A 22,522-nucleotide genomic window follows, 5' to 3' on the forward strand; every position below is an offset into this window, starting at 1 on the left:
CCTTTTTCCGCACGAATCATTATCGACCCAAAGGAGGAGTTTTATGGAGTGTTATGATAAGAAAAGATGTTTTTCCCGTATCTTTTTTTATGCAGGTTTGATCATCCCGGTTTGGGTCGTGGTCATCACCTGTTCATTTTCGTCCGCCTTGTCCGCCCCGCTGAGCGCCAAGACAGCGGACAGGACTCTGGCTACGGTTGGCAAGAGAAAAATTACCGTTGGCGATTTTATCGATTTTTATAAAACCCGGCCCCGGATTGCACGATGGAACTCTGCGAACAGCAATCAGAATGATCCCAAAGAGGCCCTGGACGCTCTGATCGGCAAGGTCCTGATGGCTGAAGAGGCACGACGGTTATACCCCGATACCCTGAAAAACAGCCAAAAAGAGCTGGCCGATTTTGAGCAGACCCTTCTGATCAATATGCTGACTGAAGAGCAGATCGACAAGGGCATCAGGATCGATGAGCGGGAAGTCGAGCGGCGGATCCCGGAGAATCAGAAGGTCGAGGTGCGCCTTCGCAGGATTGTGACCGCCACGCGGCAAGAGGCTCTTAGCCTGCGCAGGAAATTGGAGAACGGAGCCGACTTCAGCAGCCTGGCCAAAAAGCATTCCCTGGCCGAGGATGCCCATAAGGGGGGAGATATCGGTTATATGTCCTTCGATCAGGGCATTTTCCCCAAAAAAGTGGTAGAGGAAATCTTTCACCTGAAAAAGGGAGAAATCAGCGGTCCGGCTGCCATCCGGGAGGGATTCGCTCTGTTTCAGGTAACCGGACGAAGAAAGACCTCAGCCGAGGCCCTCGATCGGATTAAACAGTACATCCGCCAGCAGGTCAGGCTGGAGCGCAAACGGGAGCGGTGGGACCAGCTCCTGCGGCAATTGTCCGAAGAGTCCCGGCTGGTGATCAACGAAGCTTTGTGGAAAGAAATTGAGCAGGCCATTGTTTCAGGCACCCAGGGTGCCCCCGGCCAGGGTGCGGCCTCAGTCCTGGCCAGGATGGGCGGCCTGGAAATAGCCAGGGTGGGGGACCGATCCATCCTGCTGGCGGAAATTATTCCCGATCGCGCGGACCCTTCGTTCGGAGGAGGAAGACCCTGGGAAAAAGACCCGGCCATGCTGAGAAGGCTCCTTGATCGAAAGACCAAGACCATTCTGGTAGCTGACTATGCCCGGCAACTGCACTATGACCAGTCTCCGGAGGTAAAAAAAAATATGGCCCGGTTTAAAGATGACCTGATGACAAGGCGACTGGTTGCCGAAGGAATATATAAAGCTCTTACGGTGAGCAGTGAAGAGTGTCAAAAGTATTATCAGGATCATCTGACCGAATACCAGGTTCCGGAAAGAGTCAGAATAAGCCAGATCATCGTTCCGGATGAGAAAACCGCTGCCGATATTATCCACCAGCTTAATACGGGAGCTCAGTTTACTGAACTGTCAAAGAAATATCCGCCACCAGATTCATTGACACCAGAGGGCTTTTGGGCGAGAGGGGGAAGCGCTATGGGAAAGGAATTCGAGGACCGGGTCTTTAGTTTGCGGGCAGGCGAGGTGAGTAAACCCATCAAGACAACCAGAGGATTTCACGTGGTAAAGCTCCTTGATCGGCAAGGCAAGGGCTTTGCCAGGCTGGACGAGGTGAAATCCGGAATCAGGGACAGGCTGTTATCAGCCAAAAAAGAAAAAGCCTTACATGACCATATAACTGTTCTGCGGCGAAAAAGCCGGGTGGTGGTGAATGAATCTCTTTTTCAGGAAGTGGTTAAAAATGCGCTCTAAAGAAAGCGGTCAGCGGTCAGTGGTCAGTGAAGAGAAGTCAGGAGTCAGGAGCCATGATCCAGGAGAGAGAGTGGTCAGCGGTCAGTGGTCAGTGGTCAGTAAGATACTGAAAACTGATAACTTGAAACTGATAACTTCCCTTGTGCTGGCAGCCCTTACCTGCATATGCTCCCAGGCTCTGGCCGTGGATGGAGGAGTCGGACACGATATGGGCGCTCATAATCAAAAAGCAGCCGGAATCAGAGGGCCGGTGTGTGCCTCCTGTCATTTCACCAAAGCCGGTAAGAAGGAAAACGTAAAGATATGGGCTGACCTGCCCCAAGGGGCTCAAACCCTGCCGGGGGCAAAGGGCGTCCAGACCATATGCAGCAGTTGCCATTATCCGGGCAATGCGGTCAATGCCCGGTCCGGCTTCACCCTGGGCAATCATGAACCGGAAGGCCATGATTTTATCTACGGAAATGTCCTGATGGATACTTCACTCCTGGGGGTTGGTGAAAGCCACGTCATGGCCGAACGGGTGGAGACTGACCCGAACCGGGGGAAATTGCCTGCTGCCCTGGATGAAAATTTTTTCCCTCTCACGACAGCCAGCGGCAAGGACAGCGGCTTTACCTGCACGACCTGCCATGATCCTCATATCCAGCCAAACCAGGATATCACCGGCAATGGAGACTATCTGCGAACAAAAGAGGAAAAAACGGTCGGACAATCGGGGCAAAGAACCCCTCTCTGCCTTCAGTGCCACGAGGACAGCTCAAAGGGCCGCCAGCATGGAGGATCGTCAAGCTGCAACCAGTGCCATCACCCCCATGACGGATACTATCAGCTCAGCCGTGAGGCGCAGCTTGGCCGGTCTATTTTAACCCGGAAGGTGAGTCCGGTAAATTTCCAGGCCCTGCCGAATGTGGCTGCCTTTGGCCCTTCGGACGGACATGAATCTTCGCCGGATGTCTCCAGCCTCTGCTATAGCTGTCACGGGCCGGATGCCCCGCAGGAGATGCGGGAAGCCGGGGCTACACCCATTTTTGGCGATGGCAGCAAGACCAAAAAGGCGCACCACCCTATGGGCAGCCAGGCCCAGCTCGGAAAGGCTCTCCGGGCTCCGGGGCTTCGCAGGGCGGTCCTGAACAGCTCCGGTCAGGTAACCTGCACTTCGTGCCACAACGGGTTTCACCGGGGAAAGAATCTGCATTTTCTCAGGACAGATTTCACCGCTGACTCCGCTTCCCTGTGTACATTCTGCCATTCCGACAAGACGGCAAAAGATCTTGGAGTGGCGGGAGCGGCTCACCGCCAGGTCTGTGGCAAAAGCCCGAACCAGCGGGGAGAGTGCATGTTCTGCCACTTCATTCATGACGGTCCCGACCGGGGAGAGCACAACAGACCTGCAACCAGGGCGCTTCTGCGGATCGAGCCGGTCAACCTGGCATGGTCGGATCAGGCCAATGATACTGACACCGAAGACTTTGAAGACCTGTGTTTCGGCTGTCACAGCTCCAGTCTCTACATGAAGGGCACCGAAAAAGAGGGAGCCCGGTTGCAGCCCCAAAAGTATTTCAGCCACCGGTTTTCTTCCGTCCCCTCGGATAAGGTTCACCCGACCCTGCCGGTTTCGGACGGGGACCTTTCCGGCAAAGTCCCGGATGATTACGGAGCAGGGCAGGGGAAGATTTACTGCGGCAGTTGCCACGATGTCCACAAGAGCGCCAATGCTCCGTATCTGCGGGGCAAAGATTCTCCGTACCGGGGAAGCGGCTTTTGCGCCCGCTGCCATACCGACCTTCCAGGGAACGGGCAATCCAGCCACCCGGTTGCCGTCTGTCCGCGGCCGGGCGTTACTGACGAGAAATTCCCCCGGTTTGCGTATGGGGGAAAGAGCGGCCTTCCGCAGGGGATTACTTCTGACGAGAGCCCTGAAGGGCAGATACTCTGTCTGACCTGCCACAGCATGCATGCGGCCAAAACCAGTTTTAACGGCCGGATCGATAGAGCCATGGCCGCTGGATCCCACGGGAAGCTGCTGGTGGCGGATAATTTTTCATCAGATGAAGGAAGCGATCTCTGCCGGTCCTGCCACACTTCCTACCAGGGAATAATTCACTCACGGCATGATTTTTCCGGCCTGAATCTGGGCTCTCCGCAATCAGGCGGCGGTGTCTGCTCCGCCTGTCATATACCCCACGGATCGCGGGAGAAGAGCCTGCTGTGGGCGCGAAGCCTGGCCGAGGAGCGCAAAATCTTCAGGCAGGATAAAAGGCCGGATTACCAGAGAGGGGTAACGCTTTTCTGTTATGACTGCCATGATGATCATTCCGTGGCGGATGATGATCCGCCAATCAATTCCTTCCTCTATCCTCCTCAGGATATTGCCTTCAGCGACGGTCCCGGGAAAACCTCGAAGGTAGGTTTTTATGAAACCATCCCGCCGGGAAGCGTCGGGGAATACGGTCTGAAGGATCTTCCGATCACCGATTTCGAGGCAGTGGAAACAGGGGGGCATTATATCAAGACAGCCGGACTTACCGAGATTACCAATGGGATCAGCAGCGGAGACAAGCTTTCCTGCAATATCTGCCACGATCCGCACAACAGGGGCAGCGGTAATGAGGTCTTTCTCCGGAATCCCCTGGGAACCAGCTCCACAGGCCAGCTTCGGGCCAGCAGGAATACCCGGAACGGAACTGGAACAGGCCGGGACATCTGTGTCTCCTGCCATGGCTATTCGGAATACAACCTGCCGATGAATACCCCGGTCCGTCTTTTCGGAATCGAAATCGTGAAAACCCCCTCTCAGGATAAACTCAAACTGGCCGAGCACACATCGGATGAACATCAGGTGCCCTGCACCAAGTGCCATCTCCATAACCGTATGGCTGTCCCCCAATCTCCCCGCACCGGGCCAGGCACCCATGAATTTCACTTCAGGAGCCTTCTGACCACCGGGGAAGATACTATAATGCTCCATCAGGAAGCTCTGGGAACCAGCCCTTCAGACAATAAGTGCGATATCTGTCACCCTGCGGAGCTTTCTTTCCGGGCTGGAAATCTGATCTTCAACGATGGCCAGATTCTGGCCGATACCACGGTCTGTGATGTCTGCCACAGCCGGTGGGGACAATTCGACGGAGTGAATGACCCTGACAGTGCCAAGGCTTCCTGGAAAGAGGGCGTCTATGAAAACGATGAATTGAAGAAAGGAAAGGATAATTGGTGTCTCGGATGCCACGATGACCAGCCCTCCCGCATTCAGAATCCTGACCTGCCGGAACAGCTCTGGATTCAGGCACCAAATATTGCCGGTACGGACAACGAAAGCGGATATCTCATCAGCGGGCATGGGTTACCCAAAGGGAAAAATTATCGATCCACCCAGCGGGGAGTAGCAGGCCGGGGAGGGGCAGGGCTGTTATGCACTGCGTGCCATTCACCGGAGGCCAGGCATATCGTTAACAGCCAGCGGGAGAAGAAGAAGAATTTCAAAAACTGGCAGGCCAATAAATTCCGGCTGAAACAGGAGCTTGAGCTGCCCCGCAGATCCGAAGAATATCGCGGCTCCGATTTTACGCTGTGCTTCAGTTGTCATAAGGAAAGCAAAATCGTTCATTCGGAGCCCACCATCATCGGGCTCCCGCCAGGGTATTGGGATTATACCGACAATCATAATCCGTATGTAAATCTGGAAGTTAAGAATAAGAATAGCGACAGCGGATACACCATGACCGGGTTCAGAAATGCGGACGAGCATGGCATCTACCCCTTGAGAAAAATGGGACAGGGCATAACTATCGATTTCAGCAGGGTCTTCCCCCTGCGCAGGTATAATCTCCACTGGAATCATCTCTCCCTGCCGGATGCGGCTATTGATCCGAACGCGATCATTACTGCACGACCTCAAAGCCAGAGCAGCACCAGCAGTAATAACCGCAGGACCCAGACCTGCTATTCGAGCCGATGTCATGCCGGGACCAGTGTGGTCAAGGAGCGTCCTGCCGCCTTCTGGGATTCGGACAAGGATGGAATACTGGATTCACGGCCCTCCTGTACGGCCTGCCATAATCCGCACGGGACCCATTATATCTCCATGACCAGAGATGACCTCGCCATTGAGCATGATATCGATGACGCAGGTGAAGAATTTGGATTCATCGGCAGCAAGGAATATGGGGCTTATGCGGACAGCATGGATAACTACAACGACTTATATTGCTGGGAATGCCATGCCAAGCTGCAGCGGTTCCGCGGTAATTATGTCTACTATCCATGCTCCTCGAAAGACCTCGTGGCGCCAGAGTCACCGAAGTAAGGGAGTGGTCAGTGGTCACTGATCACTGACCACTTTTTCCCCTTCCGGCCGGGTCAGGATCAAAATTTCCAAAAATAACTGTAAAGCATATTGTAGTTTTCGCTGGAGTAGGTTAAAATAGTAAAGACTCCATCTCCCCAGAATCAGGAATCAAACTTGCAAGTATAACCTAACGCTGTACCAGACAAAACTTTAACTGAAAATGCTCTTACCTGAACGGCTGCCTGAAGTTGCAGCTCAGTGGATGGTTATTGGCTGCTTCCTGCTGGTGAAAGGTTAGAGTGAGACGAGCTTATTAGAGCTTATTAGTGTGAAAATAACAGACTGAATATGAAAATTTTTTCCCATGCCTTTCTCCAATTGGTCATCGCCGGTAGTCTGGCCGTATGCCTTTACCTTATTTTTCCTTCGGCAGTCATGGCCGTGAACGGGCCCCATTTCTTTGATCCGAATATGGAAGGTGTAGATAGGGGGACATACCGGGGGGCCTGTGCGGTCTGCCATACACCGCATGGAGGAAAGGGACCGAAGATATGGGCCAAAGATATTCCTGATCCGGAGAATGCCACCTTCGGTGGAGTCCGCGGGCTTTGCTATTCCTGTCATGACGGTTCAGGAGGCGCTTACAGCGGGCTGCGGGATGTCTTCTCCCGGAAAAACTTTGAAGACCATGTCATGCACACGGCAGCGACCGTCAAACCGGGTGATTATCCCCTGGCTGCCAGCCTGAAGATGGTTGGCAGTATCAATAAGAAGGTCTTTCCGCTGAATCCCGAGGACTGGGATACGGTCCCCTCTGTCAAGGCGGGGACTGCTCACGGACGCCAGAACCTTAATTATTATCGGGGAGGGAGCGGCTTTTACTGCGGGAGCTGCCATAACCCCCACGGAGATCCTTCGGGAGTCTATCAGCAGGGCAGTGATTACCTTCGCAGTAAGGATAAAAATGTCGGTACTCCCGGCAGAAGGAAGGAATTCTGCAACGAGTGTCACGGCAATATCCATGCGCCGGACAGTGATTGCCTGGACTGCCATCATCCTCACCAGGGGGCAACCCTGATTTCCGATAATGAGGTCATTGGCCGCAAGATTTTTATCCATGAGGTGGTTCCCGTGCCGTTTGCAGCCAAACCCAATGTCCCGCGAATTACGGATGGTCCGGGAAACGACTTTCCGTCTTCTCTCTGCTACGGCTGTCACGGTCCGCAGGGCGCGGCCCAATGGGGTCCGGCAGGTGCAACCACCATTTATGGCGATGACAGTGCCACTCCCCGGGAACATCATCCGATGGGCACGCAGGCGGTTCTGGGAAAGATTCCCCGGGCCAGGGGGTGTGGAGAATCCCTGATGAATAAAGCGGGTGAATTGACCTGCACCTCCTGTCATGATGGATTTCATCAGGGCGATCGGGCCAACAATTTTCTGCGCTGGGATTTTTCCCAGGATTCGGCGCTCTTTTGCTGTGTGTGTCATCCGGACAAAAGCGCCTATAATCTGGGAGATGAAAAGTACGGTCATCACCAGATGTGCGAAACTTCTCCGCTCAAGCGTCTGGTGACGGTAAAGGATGCGGAAACCAAAGCCAATATACAGAAGCAGGCAGGCTGCGGCAACTGCATGCTCTGCCATTTTATTCATGACGGACAGAATGAGGATGGGACTCAGCGGGGAGAGCTTTTAACCCCTGACCTGGATGCCCTGATGCGGGTTCCCCCGCTGAATCTGGCCTGGGCGGACAAATGGAACGATGCTGATCTTTTTGATTATGAAGACATGTGTTTTGGCTGTCATGGCCGCTCCAGCATCGTCAAGGGACCGGGCCTTTCCGGTTCCAAGCTGCTTCCTCCCCGCAGCCTCGATCCGGCGGAGCGGACCATACCGGGAAGCATCCGGTTCAGCCACCGGTTCGCCACCGCGCCAAAGAGTGAGACGACGGCTCTCAATATCAGGCCGGGAGGCAAGTTTCCGCTGTCGGACGGTCCTGGTCCCGTTACCCTGGACGATTACGGAGTGAGTGCCGGGCTGATTTACTGCGGGACCTGTCACGATGTCCACAATAATCGCAGTAACCCCCGCTCTCCCTACCTCCACGGCACGCAATCCCCCTATGCGGCCATGGGATTCTGTGAAGAATGCCATACCGCTCCCGGCAGCACCATGTTCGTCGATCCTCTGCTCAACCACCCGCTGGGTAGGGGGCCAAACCTTGCTTCCGGTACGACCAGCATAAGCTGGCTGCCGGAATTTACGACCGGCCTGAGCGGAGAAAAAGGCGGGGTCACATTCACCCCTGCCGGAGAGGCCCCGGCCGCAGGACGGGTTATCTGTCTGACCTGCCACAGCGTTCACGCAGCCTCCACCACCTTTGACGGATGGGCGGACTTTCCCCATTCCCTCGATGGAGTATCCGCTCCGGGAAATCATGGCAACCTGCTGGTGATGGATAATTATTTCGATCCTTCGGGCAGTGACATGTGCATCCGCTGTCATCCCGGTGTTTCCGGAATTGTCAATTCTCCCCATGATTTTTCACCCGGCTACCGGCCCGGGTGCAAGATCGGTCAAAAGGGCCTGTGCTCCGCCTGTCATGTGCCGCATAATGCCGCCGCAGGAATAACCTGGAACAATAAGCCGATCATGTGGGCCAGAAGTCTGACTGCCGAAGAGTCCTGCTTCCAGCAGAAAATCAACCCTGCCTATACACTCGGCGATACCATTTTGTGCTATGACTGTCATTCCCGCTGCAACGACGATCCTCCTCTGGCTGCCTACGGGGAGTTTATTCCACAGGATGTGGCTTTCGTGGATATGCCCGGAGGAGAGCTGATCGGTTATTATGAAATCGCTCCCCTCTGGCTGCAAAATGTGCCTCCTTACGGGTTTAAAACAGGCGGCCATTATATCAAGTCACCCATGACCGGCGGGATTATGAAAGGTGATAAACTGGCCTGCAGCGACTGCCATGACCCCCATCGGGGCTGGACCAAGGCCAAAACCCAGAACCAGGCGTTTATCAAGGAAGTTTTAGGGGGGAAGGTCAATGGCGGATTCTATGCCAGCCGCAATATGGCTTACCACAAGGAACAGCGCAACAGTACCGAAAGCCGCCTGATCTGCGTCAACTGCCACGGCTGGTCATATCAGCCCTCAAGCGGTCTTGGACCGGCATCGGTGCCCTTTGTGGCCGTCAACCCCTCCTGGGGGAGCCCGCAGCCGATTACTCCGCCGACTCCGACCGTGTATGAGCATTCCAGCCTGGGGGCTTATGCCTGTACCGACTGTCATCAGCATAACCGGATTACGGTCTTTTGCATCGACTGCCACAGCTTCCCGCCGACAACCACCGGCAACGGCTGGTCAAAACCCGGGGATACGGATGAGAATTACCCTGGCGGGGCCGGTGCCCATTCGGTGCATGTTTTCAACTGCAAGTACGATTGCCTGACCTGCCATGTCGGCTGCCTGCATAACGCTGGTGGGGCGACTGTGGCTAATCCGATTTTTATCCGCTCGAAAGTCAGTGTCGATTTTAATCCCCTCTTCGGCTTTCCCCGGGTAGTGGGGGAGTATCCGACCAAAATGAGCTATCCGGGATTGCCTGCTTTATACAATCCGATTGAGCAGACCTGCTTCGTAGGATGTCATAACCCTCTGGTGGGAGACCCGGATGAGGCCCCGAATCTGATAAATCCAACCCCCAGTTGGTCCCTGGCCATCAAGCGGCCGACACCGCCGACTACCCCGTCACCCTCGCTGCCTGCCTGGATGCCGAACCCGCTGCTTGATCCGGAGTATCAGAAACTGCTGACCGCGCCGCAGGCGCTGCCACCTGAAGTTTTACCCGGAGTGCCCTGGCCTTTACCGGCGATCCCTTAGAAGGGGAGGCTTTTTACCGATAAAAAAATTAACTGAGGAGATGAGGTTGCTTTGAAGGTATACGGGCAAATAAAAAATCGCAGATTCAAAATGGTAATCAAAATCGTGGGCTGGAGCGCTCTATTCATCGCCATGGGCATTTCAGGATACAACATACTGCATACTCTTTTTGCAGAGGCTCAGGTTCCTTTGCCACCGCCAACAAGTCCGCCGTTGAGCTGTACCGGCTGCCATGATTTTCAGGCCAGTCTGTTTACCAGCTTCCCCGACCATCACCCCAATGCCGTTGCCTCCTCGGTTTCAACCGATATGGTGACCAAGGTAAATGCCATCCGCCAGGACTGCTGCGCCTGCCATAATTACCTGATCAACCATACGCGGGGTGTGGTCATGCTCCGTGACCCTGATCCCCTGGATGCCTACCCCTATAATGGGGACCCGATTCTGACCAACAATTTTTGCCTCAGCTGCCATGACCTCCCCAACGACCCGGCAAATCCGCCGGTCTGGTTCAGTGTCAACGGCGTGGTCTCGCCAAGCAGGATCATCGCTCCCCTGTGGAGCGTGCCCTGTGGCCATGCGGTCAACCGGAGGCGAAACCTGCGCTGCCTCGACTGCCACAAGTATCATGGATCAAACTTCAAGAGCATGCTCCAGCTTGAGCAGCCGCGGCTGTGTTACATGAATGGCTGTCATCCGGAAAAAGCTGTTGAATTCGATCCCCTGAATCCCTCCCATCATCATGTCGAGGGTGTGCTGCTCGGCGGAGTGCCAAGCAATGTAATTGCCTGCTGTGACTGCCATAACCCGCATCACGATACCACGATGGAAGCCGGGCATCCGATTTCCGATCCCTATTCGAAAGCCGATTTATATCCGGTTACGCCGGTTCCGGAGGCAACGTTGCCCATCATCGGCATAGCCGGATTTCCGATCTCAGGGACACCCTTTTATGTCGGCAATGTCAATGCAGCCGGAGTTCCGGCTGTGGACCTGTTCTGCCTGGAATGCCATGCACCGGATATCTTCACCCCTCCGAACCCGCCCTGGCCGGGGGCACCGAATATTTCCTTTGAGCTGAATAATAAATATTACGATCCGCTGCTGACAGCCTCCAATTTCTTTTACCCCCATCAGCATGCCCCGGCTTCGGGGAGTTGCAGTACCTGCCATCTGGTCAAAACAGGGACCCGGCCGTTTAATGTCATCAATGGCCATTATACCCATTTAAAAAATGGCTCCTGCACCTATTGCCATGATCCCCACGGAACCCTGGGAACTTTTGTCGGCGGGACGGTCGCAGGCACTATCGGTGTTCAGCGGGGACACATTTTAAAAGACTGGCTGCTGGCCGATGCAGCCGTAGTCAGCCCCCTTCCCGCCGGAGGGGGATATCAGGCCGTGGGTTCCCCCGCTACTGCAACAGCGGTTATTACCTCGGTTAACGGGGCTTCAAGCTGCTATATCAATGATCCCCTGGGGGGATGTCACAGCATCACCCACATCCATAACCCGGTTAAGATCAAAACAAATATCACCTGTAATACGACTTCCTGTCATCTGAAATTCGTTCCTCTCCTGCTGCGCCAGGGAGCGACGACGTCGGGGAAAAAGGATGATGTGGCTCCCGAGCCACCGAAATGACTTACCAAGCTGCCAGGAAACAATGATGAGGAGCAATTGACCATGTTGATCACGAATCTGCAAGAGAGGTTGAGAGTGAGAGGGAATAAGCCGCCTTTATCAGAGTCTGGTTGTGCTCATGGGTTTTGCCGGAGTGCTTTATGGAGTTCAGGTATTTTCACGCTGATCTTAAGCCTTTGGCTGATAATGCTTTTTTCTTCCTCTGCCTGGGCCATTCGGGCCATAGCGGGAGATGGACAGATTCAGATATCCTGGATTTCTCCCACCAAAAACGTGGATGGGACTCCTCTTCTGGACCTGGCCGGATATGATATCTACCGGGGAACCACGCGGGAAGAACAGAAAGAGAAAATAAACAGGGAGCTTATCTCTGAATGCTCGTATATCGACAGCGGGCTCAAAAACGGCCAGACATACTATTATGTCGTCAGAGCGGTGGATTTCAGCGGTAATCCGAGCGCTCCATCCGAATATGTCTTTGCCACTCCCACCATCCTTCCCCCGCCAGGATTTGCCGCCATCGGCGATGACAACCGGGTCAAGCTGTTCTGGGAGGAAAGCGCGAATCGCTCGATCCGGGGATACCATCTGTACCGGACCGGCAGGCAGGGACAGGAATATCGAAAAATCACCGAGGTGCCCATCGAATGCACCTATTTTGAAGACCATGAGGTAAAAAATGGTCTTACCTATTACTATACTATTACCTCCGTCAGCGAGGATGGACTGGAAAGCCCCCAGTCCGAGGAAAAGGAGGCGACTCCCAGTGCCAATCCGGTCGAGCCTTCCGATTTGAAAGCTGCCTATGTGCTGGGCAAGGTTAAACTGGAATGGCCGGCAAGCACTGACCCTCAACTTGCAGGCTATCACGTTTACCGGCGAAACTCCATTGAAGAAAAGCAATTTCAAAAACTCACCGAAAAATTGCTTGTCGCTACCTCCTACCTGGACGAAACCGCTGAAGAAAATAAACGATACCTCTATTCGGTGGTCAGCGTGAACAAGCAGGGAAAAGAGAGCAAGTTCCCGCTGGAGGTCCACTGCTATACGCAGAGCCTGTACATTGCCTCCATCACCGAAGATACGGAAGGGAAAGCCCGGAAGGCCGGTGATATAGTCACGCTCGTTATGCGGGGTGAGCCTGGCTGCCATGCCTCTTTTACTATCGAAGGCCTGACCGAGAATCAGGCCATGAAAGAGACCAGCCCCGGTGTATACCATCGGGAATTCATCATACCCAAGGGTGCCAATTTGAGCAATGCGCCGGTTTGGGGATGCCTTGCCGATACCCGGGACAACAGGAGCATGAAAAAGGCTGCGGGCACAATTTCCATTAAAAACGATCCGCCGCCGCCGGTCCAGGCTGTCACCGGCAAGATCAATGCTTACGGTCAGCCTGAAATATCCTGGACACCACCCCCTCCGGAGAGTTTCTCGGCGGTGGAAGTTATCCGCTCGCCTTCGGCCATTGATCCGGACTTCCCGCCGCCATCGGCTGATATTCTCGTCAAGAAAGAGCTTTCCACCTATACCGATGAAAAGGCTGATGCCGGTGCGCTTTACTATTACGTAGTCCGGACCGTGGATGAGGCCGGGAACCGGTCGAAGATTTCCGAGGCAGTGCCGATTGATCTGTCGCAGCACGCTTCGTCTCCGGCCATTTATTCCGTTATCGACGATACCCTGGGAGTTCCGGTTAAAACAGGCCGGATCATCAAAGTAACCGTGGAAGGGGACCGGGGATGCGAAGCCTCCTTTTCCATAGAGGGAGTGGTTCAGTGGAGTCCTCTGGAAGAGCTGCGTCCGGGAATCTATCAGGGTGAATACGAAGTCAAGGCGACGGATGAAGCAAAGGAGGCAGTCCTGGTGGCCAGATTGGTTGACCAGGCTAAAAGAGAAAAGCTTGGCAAGGGTGAAAAGCCCCTGCGGATCAACGTCCAGGCGGATGACCGGGAGCCGCCCGCTATTGCCAGAGTCGAGCATAATGGCACCCGGGTAGCCGGAATTTCGGGAAAGCTGGTGGCCGGAGACCTGCTCTGCGTTACCCTTTCCGGGGAGCCTGGGGGAATCGCCTTTTTCAGCCTCGGCCCCGAAGGGAAGAAGGTCTCAATGGAGGAATCCCGGTTCACTCAGGGAGAATATCAGGGCACCTATGCCATTCAGCCGGGAGATGATGCAGAGGAAATCACGGTCTGGGGGCATTTGTCCGATCCGGCTGGCAATATAACCAGCAAGAGCAGCGAAAATCGCCTGACGATCGACACCCGGGCCATCATTACCGTGAAACCGGAAAAGGGTGATGATTCGCTGCATGCCGATGAAAAATCTCAAAAAGAGATCACCATAGAGGTCAAGGATGTCAATGAAAAGCCCTTAAGCAACCATCATATTGCCTTGACCCTGTCCACAACCGATGAATATACGGATGTTGTTGGCGGAGGTGACTTTGGCCAGAAAATCGACAATGGGAAACTGGCCATTGACTTCGAGGATGTCACCGACAGTTTCGGGCGGATCAAGGCCAAATATACAGCCGGTAATGCTGCCAAAACAGCCCTGATTATCGCCAAAGACCTGGATACCGGCCATGCTGGAGCAGGCTATATAACCACCTATATTGAAAGCAGCCTGGACCTTTGGCTGGTACAGCCGATGCAGCAAAGCAGAGCCCTGGCAGAAGCCGAAGATGGAGATGCAGTCAGTATGATCCTGACGGCAGACCCGGAAAACATCACGGCAGATGGCCGCAGCCGGTCGAGGATCACCGTCCGGCTGCTGGATAAATACGGGAAACCGGCTGCCAGGAAATACCGGGTTTCATTCTCTCAGGTGTTTCCAGATAAGCCTGAGGGGAGGCTGAGTCCCCAGACAATCGAAACTCATGCAGGAAGCGGGTATGTCTATTATCAGGCAGGAAAAAATTACGGTCCGGTAACCATACAAGCGGTAGCCACGCGGGTGGAAAACCCTGAGAGTGCTCCTCCAGTCGCCCCGGTAGAAGTCAGCATCTACCAAATGAGCGATGCCCCGGCCAGGCTTATTATGGAGACTGATCCGGAGAAGAAGAACACTCTTGAAACGGACATCGGAGATTCTGTCAATATCAAGCTCACCGTTACCGATATCAATAAAAACCCCAATCAGGATGCTGTTATCCAGCTCTGGTTACAGGATGAGCGAGGGAATATTTCCCGAAATGGCAGGCTGTCAGCATCTGCCCTGGAAACCGATAAAAATGGCGGGGCCTCCTGCACCTACTGGGCAGGTCAAACTCCTGGCCTTGTGCGAATCATGGCCAGATATACTTCTGAGATACCGAGGAAGGAGAAGGAGCTTCTTCGCGCCCGCGGGAGCCTCTTTGTTCCGCTCTGGAAGCAGGAAGAAGACAGCATCCTCGATAGCCATCGATGGATGGACATGGTCAGGGATGTTCAGGGGACTATCAAGGAATGGTTCAAAGCCGAGGGTGACGAGGTCCATAAAGGAGAGCCGCTGGCCCTCATCGAAATCGAACGGCACGGCGAAATCGTGCTCAGGGCTCCGGGTGATGGAAGACTGATCGATATCAAAGTACTGCGGGGAGAAGATATCCTGGTCGGCCAGACAGTTGGATTTATGGAACTTGAGGAGAAGTAAAAGCTTCAATGTCAATCCCAAAACTTTACGATATTTAATAGGCGGGGTTAATAACCCCGCCTATCTATTTGAAATCCCCCCTCCTTTCTTTAAAGGAGATGGAAGGGAGGATTTTGATTTTTCTCATGGGAAACGAAAGATTGATTGGAGATTTTGCCTTGACAGTATCCCGTATCAGGGAGTAAATTAAAATATATGAAAAAGATTATTATTAATACATTGGTTCCATTGCTGATTATTTCCTGTTATATCTCTCCAGTTTCTGCTGTGGAGGTTGCTCCCCGTATTTCGGACAGGGAGATTGTGGAGAGGCTTTCCAGGCTTGAGGAGGGGCAGAAGGATCTGCGCTCAGAAATGATCGCTCGATTCGAATCGGTGGATAAACAGTTCGAATCGGTGGATAGACAGTTCGAATCGGTGGATAAGCGATTCGAATCGGTGGATAAGCGATTCGATGCAATGGATAAGCGATTCGATGCAATGGATAAGCGAATCGATGACCTGCGTGCAGAGATGAATAGTAAATTTGACCTCATCATCTGGATGATGGGGCTTTTTATTACTATTGCCCTCGCCATGTCAGGGTTTGTGATCAGGATGCAATGGCAGATGCAGAAGAACCAGGCAAGTATGAAAACTTCTCTGGAAACCCAAAAAGATGAGATAGCCTTCCTGAAGAGCCTGATCGAAAAGCTTCTTCCTCCGAAAGGAGCCTTGTAACCGGACCTCGCTTCACTGGATATACCAATCCATTTATATGATCAACCCATCTGTTTGCAGGAATCCTGATGCTCGACGACTATACTATCCGCTTTTTCGATAATCGCCTGACAGGTACCCTTACTGCTGCCCATACGGAGGGCAGGCTGATCCTCTGTACCTTGTGCCCTTCCGGCCGGGAGTACCGGCTTGCCTTTGATTATGGCCGCCTGCGCTCGATTCGCTCTGCAACACCTGAAATGCGGGAGCGTCGGGTGTCCCGATTACTTCTTGAGCGGGACTTCTGGGGGAGGTGGTATCCGGCAGGGGAAATGGAAAGTATTCCGTGGGAGACGGATTTTCCTTTTCTTTCCTGGGCGGATATATCGATCAGGACCGTGACAGGCTTTGCCTATGCCATACTTCAACGGGCTTACCAGGCAATACCGGACCGCGAAATCTCCAGCAGGCCGGAGCTCAAGGCACTCGTTTTGGATGCTCTTGCCTTCGATTTCCCGACCCTCGAAGCGGAACGAAAGGACTCTCAGGAGATGGAGGGTGATTTGTCATTGATCCTTCCGCCGTTTACCGATCCCCGGCTCTGCTTTCCGGTAATGCAGGGGTGCAGAAAGCGGTTTTTGTATGGGCCGTGCAGCTTTTGTGATACTTTTCTCGCGCGTCCCTTTCGTCTTCTCTCCCCTTCTGAAACACTGCTCTGTGCACACAAGAAAATGAGGTGGCTCGACGGCAGGGTGAGAAGCGGGTATGAGCTTTTTTTAACCGAGGGGGATGCGCTGGCTGCATCCCTGCAATCGCTTGAGACAATCATTCAGTTTCTGCGCCGGGAGTTTCCTGATATCCCCCGCATTTCCGCTTTTTCCAGTGTGCTCAGTATCATGGGAGATGGTGGAAAGGTCGAGGGAAAATCCAGTATCGAATTGCAGCGGTTGAGGCAGGCCGGACTGAGCAGAATATATCTGGGGATAGAGTCAGGAAGCGATCGGGTATTGGAGGACATGAATAAACAGACCACCCGGAAAGAGCAGTTGATAGCTGCCCGCAAGATTCGGGAAGCAGGTCTTGAGCTGGCCTGTATGATCATCACCGGGTATGGCGGCAGGGAATTATTTCGGGAGCACTTGGCGGGTACAGTGGAGTTTCTCAATCAAAGCTGCCCGGACCGGGTCTTTTTTTCCCGGATGACCCCTAAACCCGACACTCTGTACTGCTCGCGGTGCTATACTCCCTTGAGTCGTGCGGAAATGGAAGCGTGGGAGCGGGAAGTGCAGGCAAGGGTATCGAACAAAGTGGTTTTTCGGCAGTATACTCCATTAGATACCAGCCATTCGAGAAGTCGTCGATGGTGAAAACCGCGGCAAACATCAGCCGTCTCTTCTATCGATATGCGAACGGCGAATCTTCGGGCTGATAGAGTCCTGATAATATCCTAACCTCATTGCGGCCAAAATATCTTGACAACGACCGCAAGCGTATGGTAGATATTTAACGAGACTGAAATTATCGAATGTCATTGCCGGAGTGGTGGAATTGGCATACGCACGGGACTCAAAATCCCGCGGGCCTCAGCGCCCATGAGGGTTCGACCCCCTCCTCCGGCATGAATCCCTGCCCTTATCCCTTTAGATATAGTGCTTTAGGACGGCTTACCCCTCATAGGGGGACATATTTTTATCTTGACAACGGGCTCGAGGTTGAGCTAGTATTTTAGTAATAAATAACCAGGTGTTTGATGTGTTTCTGAGAAAGTAGTCAATATTTCCAGAGAGTTTGCAGTCAGGTATTTTAACTTGTTGAAAGGCTCGCTGCTCCTTAAAATCCAAGAGATATATGAACTGAACCTCTATAATTCTTAAACCCGGTGGTCGATTGTGGCCAAGAGGGAGAACGACCGTGCAGGTCGTTTTTATTTTTACTATCTTACTGTAACCCTTCCCAGTCTCAGAAGTGTAGGTACTCTCCTTTGCTGGAAGATCATCTGAAGATGTTTCAAGCGAGAGTTTTTAATAAAATAAGACAATAAGTTAATGGTCCTGAACATTACCAATTACGCAGGAGTTCTCTATGACTAAAGAAGAAATTATTAGAGCCATCTGGGATCAATTTCCCAATATTACGGTTAATGAGGCACGACGGATATATGAGACTACCATTAACCTCCTGAAGGAAACCCTGGTGAAGGGCGAATCTATCGAGATCAGAGGTTTTGGTAAGTTTACTGTCCGGGAGAAAAACAAGAGAATGGGCAGAAATCCGAGAACTGGTGAAGAAGCGGTAATTGTTGAGCGAAAGGTGGTCACGTTTAAACCATCGAAGATATTCCGGGGTATGGTCTGCGATAATAACGGAGATGAGTAAGCTCGCCTACCCTGCCGGGGTGACTGAATAAGCCCACTGTCCTGATCGGGAAATCCCGCCCACTAGCGACATGGCAGGCACCATTGTCCGGAAGCAGGTTCATGTACAACAGGACGAGCGGGAGGATCATCTATCCCTGTGCTGAGGTCCAGGATAGTTATCCTCTGCAACAGGTTATCCAGATGTATTGAGGTCTGATAAGGCTTATTATTGCTTTCAAGGGTGATCGGACTTTTCCCTGCCTGGTTGCGGAGGCGAAGGGAAAGAGTATCTGGTTTTTACTTCCCCCTGACCCTGGAGCAGTTTTACATCAAGGTAGTCGCACAGGTTCCTGTCCTGGGTTCTATCCCGTAAAATAAAACTGAAATTGCGATTATTCCTGGTGCTTTCAACGGTAATCTTGCCAAATCCCTCCGGATAGACGTCGAATATCTCCCGATAGGAAAATTCATTGATCTCAATCATACATTTTTTTCTGATCGACAATCCCGATTCACACGTGAGATAAACCCGTAAGATGGTAATAAGGCGTTGATCAGTAAGGGCAACCATACCGCGTGAAAAACCGTCGCTGTCTGAAGCCTCATATATCTTTTCAATAACTTCGCCGTCCCACAGGATGTCAGCCAGCCAGGTGATCTCCTCCCGTCTGGCGAAATGCTCTCCCCTTTTCAGTTGACTGATCTGTGTCTGAACTGCCTCTAATTTGTTCATCTTCTGTCTTCCCGCTCACTTTAGGGTAATCTCAAGGTTGCCATACCGTTAGAACAATTTGAGAGTCGTCAGGTACTCCTGAAAAAATTATACAGGATGACAGGAGAAAAGATCAAAATTAAATGTAATACTCAGGTAGGCACAGAGGGGTATTGCCTATAAAAAGGTTACTTCTCCTCCCCGCCGGAGTCCTCTTTTTTCACTATATTCACCAAAAAGGCCTTGGTTTCGGGAATCATGGTATTGGCATCCCCGATCGATGGGGTCAGGATATTGGCGCTGTCCCCTCCCCCTTGCGGCCCCAGCCAGCCAAAATGCCAGGGAAGCCCTACCTGATATATCTTCTGCTCGTTAACCAGGAGCGGCTGGAGCCGATCGGTAACCAGGGCTACAGCCTCAAGGTTGCCGCGGGCGGATTTGACCAGGCATACATCCCCGTTCCTGATCCCCTTATCTTCGGCCAGTTCCCGGCACATTTCAATAAATATGCACGGCTGCAGCTCCATGAGCCAGGGCTGCCGGCGGGTCATGATTCCAGTCTGCCAGTGCTCACTGATCCGGTAGGTGGTGCAGACTATGGGAAACTTCGGATCACAGGTCATGAACCGCATCTCGCCGCCCCTGATTCCTTTTTCACTGAGCAGTTTGATCGTTGGATTCAGCCGCTGGGAGGAGAGCAGATTCTTTTCGATCGGGCATTCCAGGGGCTCGTAGTGTTCGGGGAAAGGACCATCGGCCATACCGGGCCCGAAAATCTGTGCCAAACCCTCGGGCAGCAAAGCGAAGGCAAAGCGATAGTCCGGGGCTTGCTCCGTGCTCCCCACCGGCGGCCAGTTTCCGTCGGGCACATCTCCCACCCACGTGCGGCCGTCCCATCTGATGGCCACTTTCCCTCGCTTTCGGGGAAGACCCCGGTCATTGACCGAAGCCCGGTTATGGAGAATCCGGCAATTGTTCGGCCAGGACCATGCCCAGGAGGGATAAAGTCCAAGCCCGCCGGGGTCACTGGCATCCCGCCGGCTGGCCATATTTCCCTCTTCTGTGTAACTTCCGCAATACAGCCAGTTGCCGCAGGATGTCGTGCCATCCGCCTGCAGGTTGCTCTGGTGGGAAACCAGCCTTCCCTGGCTGAAGGGTTGCCCGTTAATTTGTACATCCTCCCGAAACGAGCCATTGATCTCTCTGGCCACCCGGTGCGGATCAAAGAGTCTGACCGTGCCATCCGGCATCCGGGATGAGAAATCCCACGACAGGTTGAGAATGGCCTCGACGTTTCTCCCTCCCTTGCGGCGGTAAATCTCTTTGACCCGCCTGACCAGTTCGGTCATGATTTCTCCATCGGCCCTGGCCTGGCCTGGAGGATTCACTACCTGAGTGCACCACTGCATCCACCGGCCGCTATTGGTGATACTTCCCTCTTTTTCGAAAGAGATGGCTGCCGGGAGTAGAAATACCTCGGTATTGATTTCCAGAGGATCGATACCGGTGCCCCGCCAGAAGGAGGCTGTTTCATTATCGAAGAGATTGACACTGACCAGCCAGTCCAGGCTGGCCAGAGATTTTCTCACCCTGGTGGCATTGGCCCCGCTGCAGGCAGGATTCTGTCCCCAGGCCAGAAAGCCGGAAATCCTGCCGGCATAGATGGCGTCAAACAGCATGAGCCAGGAGTAATTCTGATCCGGCTCGATCTTTGGCAGCCAGTGATAGCCAAAATCATTGTCCGCTCTGGCCGCATCTCCAAAGAAGGCCTTGAGCAGACTCACGGCGTATCGAGGATAATTACGCAATTCATTGGCGCTGTGCGGATCAGAGCTTTTGGGCGTATGGGCTTCCAGGTAATCCTTCAGGGTGGCCTGACCGGCAGAGGGGATTTTGAGATACCCCGGCAGCAACTCGTACAGCAGGGAATGATCCGTGGCCCCCTGGGCGTTCGATTCTCCCCGCAGGGTATTGATTCCCCCGCCGGCAACGCCGATATTGCCGAGCAGAAGCTGAATGATGGCCATAGCCCTGATGTTTTGTGTGCCCACGGTGTGCTGGGCCCAGCCAAGGGCAGAGAGGATCGTGCCGGAGCGCTGCGAGCCTCTGGTGGCGGTAAAGGTCTGGTATATCTTCTGGAGGAGTTCCCTGGGCGTGCCGGTGATCCGGGAAACCAGGTCTATGGTATAGCGGTAAAAATGCTTTCGCAGCAGGGTAAAAACGCAGTATGGGTCCTGCAGGGTCAGGTCCCTTTTCACCCTGCCGCTTGCATCCCGCTGAAAGGTCCAGGTGGATTTGTCGTAGCTTCGGGTCTTGGGATCGTATCCGGAAAAGAGCCCGTCCAGATCATCGGGTAACTGGATCTGGGGGTTGACCAGAAATGAGGCGTTGGTATGAAGCCGGACGGACTTTTCACAATAGAGCCGGTTCTCGATGATATAATTGATCATCCCGCCCAGAAAGGCAAGGTCCGTGCCGGAGCGGATCGGAGCGTAGATGTTCGCCTTGGCCGAGGTCCGGGTGAAGCGGGGATCTACGTGAATAACCTTGGCCCCGTGCTGTTTGGCCTCCATGATCCATTTAAACGAAATGGGATGGTTCTCGGCCGGATTGCTGCCCATAATCAGAATGACATCCGCATTCTTCAAGTCGATCCAGTGGTTGGTCATCGCCCCCCAGCCAAACGACTCGGTCAGGGCAGCCAGGGTGGAAGAGTAGCAGAGCCGGGCCTGGTGCTCCATGAAGACTATTCCCAGGGCGCGGAGAAATTTCTGATAAGCGTAACACTCTTCATTGTTCAGTGCAGCGCTGCCGATGGAAGCGATCCCTTCGGTCCGGTTGACCAGTTGGCCCTGATCATTGTGCTGGACAAAGGTTCGCTCCCGAGAGTAATAGATATTTTGGGCAATTCTGTCCAAAGCCCAGTCCCAGGAAACCTCCTTCCACTCCCTGCCTTTGGGTGCCCGGTAGAGAGGCACAGTCAGCCGCTGCCGGTTCTCGCCCGAAATCTGAACCAGGGCGGCTCCTTTGCTGCACAGAGCACCCTGGTTGATCGGGTGCTTGGGGTCGCCCTCCACGTACATCACCTTCCCCTCCCGGACATGAATCAAAAGACCACATCCGACCGCGCAGTACGGGCAAATGGAAGGGATCTCACGGCCATACTTCAATTGCCGGTTTTTGGCCTCCACGGCTCCGAGGGCCAGCTTGCCAAATCCCAGACTCTCCAAAACCAGGCTGGCAGTTAAGCTCCCTGATACCTTCAAAAAATCTCGTCGGTTGATATCCATAAGTTATCAGTGGTCAGTGGCCACTCCCCCTCCTCTATACCTTTTCGCCAGATTTCCCGCTCAAGATCAGAATTGGAAGACGGGAACCGGTATTTATCGCCCGGACTCCAGATGTCATAAAGTTAGCTCAAATAATTCAATAAATTAATACCTTTTATGGATAAAACCAAAGATATTGACACTCCTGGTGATTTATGATAGAAGTGATAATGAGAGGTG

The 22,522-nt window shown here is 53.3% G+C and carries 10 protein-coding genes and 1 tRNA gene; 9 read left to right on the forward strand and 2 right to left on the reverse strand.

Annotated features, from left to right (window positions below; translation table 11 throughout):
* Positions 1-43: 43 nt before the first annotated feature.
* From AB1611_16040 to AB1611_16080, 9 genes are all read left to right on the forward strand, one after another.
* Positions 44-1,783, forward strand: coding sequence for a peptidyl-prolyl cis-trans isomerase (locus tag AB1611_16040; protein MEW6381100.1), 1,740 nt, complete (start codon positions 44-46; stop codon positions 1,781-1,783).
* The gene (locus AB1611_16045) at positions 1,773-6,089 is read left to right on the forward strand and encodes a cytochrome c3 family protein (GenBank protein ID MEW6381101.1); all 4,317 of its coding nucleotides are present in this window, start codon (positions 1,773-1,775) and stop codon (positions 6,087-6,089) included. The genes AB1611_16040 and AB1611_16045 overlap by 11 nt, the downstream gene beginning before the upstream one ends.
* Positions 6,090-6,419: 330 nt before the next feature.
* The gene (locus AB1611_16050) at positions 6,420-9,965 is read left to right on the forward strand and encodes a cytochrome c3 family protein (GenBank protein MEW6381102.1); all 3,546 of its coding nucleotides are present in this window, start codon (positions 6,420-6,422) and stop codon (positions 9,963-9,965) included.
* A 90-nt stretch (positions 9,966-10,055) separates the two neighbouring features.
* Entirely contained in the window at positions 10,056-11,609 is a 1,554-nt protein-coding gene (locus AB1611_16055; GenBank protein MEW6381103.1) for a cytochrome c3 family protein, read from the forward strand.
* Positions 11,610-11,795: 186 nt separating this feature from the next.
* Positions 11,796-15,245 carry a biotin/lipoyl-containing protein gene (locus tag AB1611_16060; GenBank protein MEW6381104.1) on the forward strand — a complete coding sequence of 1,150 codons (3,450 nt, stop codon included), beginning with the start codon at positions 11,796-11,798 and terminating at the stop codon, positions 15,243-15,245.
* Positions 15,246-15,440: 195 nt separating this feature from the next.
* Positions 15,441-15,965 (forward strand): hypothetical protein, encoded by a 525-nt coding sequence (locus AB1611_16065; protein ID MEW6381105.1) that lies wholly within the window; start codon positions 15,441-15,443, stop codon positions 15,963-15,965.
* 68 nt (positions 15,966-16,033) lie between these two features.
* Positions 16,034-17,311 (forward strand): radical SAM protein, encoded by a 1,278-nt coding sequence (locus tag AB1611_16070; protein ID MEW6381106.1) that lies wholly within the window; start codon positions 16,034-16,036, stop codon positions 17,309-17,311.
* A 166-nt stretch (positions 17,312-17,477) separates the two neighbouring features.
* Positions 17,478-17,563: transfer RNA gene (locus tag AB1611_16075), tRNA-Leu, on the forward strand.
* A gap of 463 nt (positions 17,564-18,026) precedes the next feature.
* Entirely contained in the window at positions 18,027-18,320 is a 294-nt protein-coding gene (locus AB1611_16080) for an integration host factor subunit alpha (GenBank protein MEW6381107.1), read from the forward strand.
* 216 nt (positions 18,321-18,536) lie between these two features.
* Here the strand turns inward: AB1611_16080 and AB1611_16085 are convergent, their stop codons facing one another.
* Together AB1611_16085 and fdnG are read right to left on the reverse strand one after the other, a co-directional pair.
* Complete coding sequence (locus AB1611_16085) at positions 18,537-19,034, reverse strand: hypothetical protein (protein ID MEW6381108.1); 498 nt, start codon at positions 19,032-19,034, stop codon at positions 18,537-18,539.
* A gap of 167 nt (positions 19,035-19,201) precedes the next feature.
* Positions 19,202-22,303: a formate dehydrogenase-N subunit alpha gene (fdnG, locus tag AB1611_16090; protein ID MEW6381109.1), complete on the reverse strand. Its 3,102-nt coding sequence runs from the start codon at positions 22,301-22,303 to the stop codon at positions 19,202-19,204.
* Positions 22,304-22,522: the final 219 nt, after the last annotated feature.

The sequence above is a fragment of the bacterium genome, from assembly GCA_040755755.1.
Classification (GTDB): Bacteria; SZUA-182; SZUA-182; order DTGQ01; family DTGQ01; genus DTGQ01.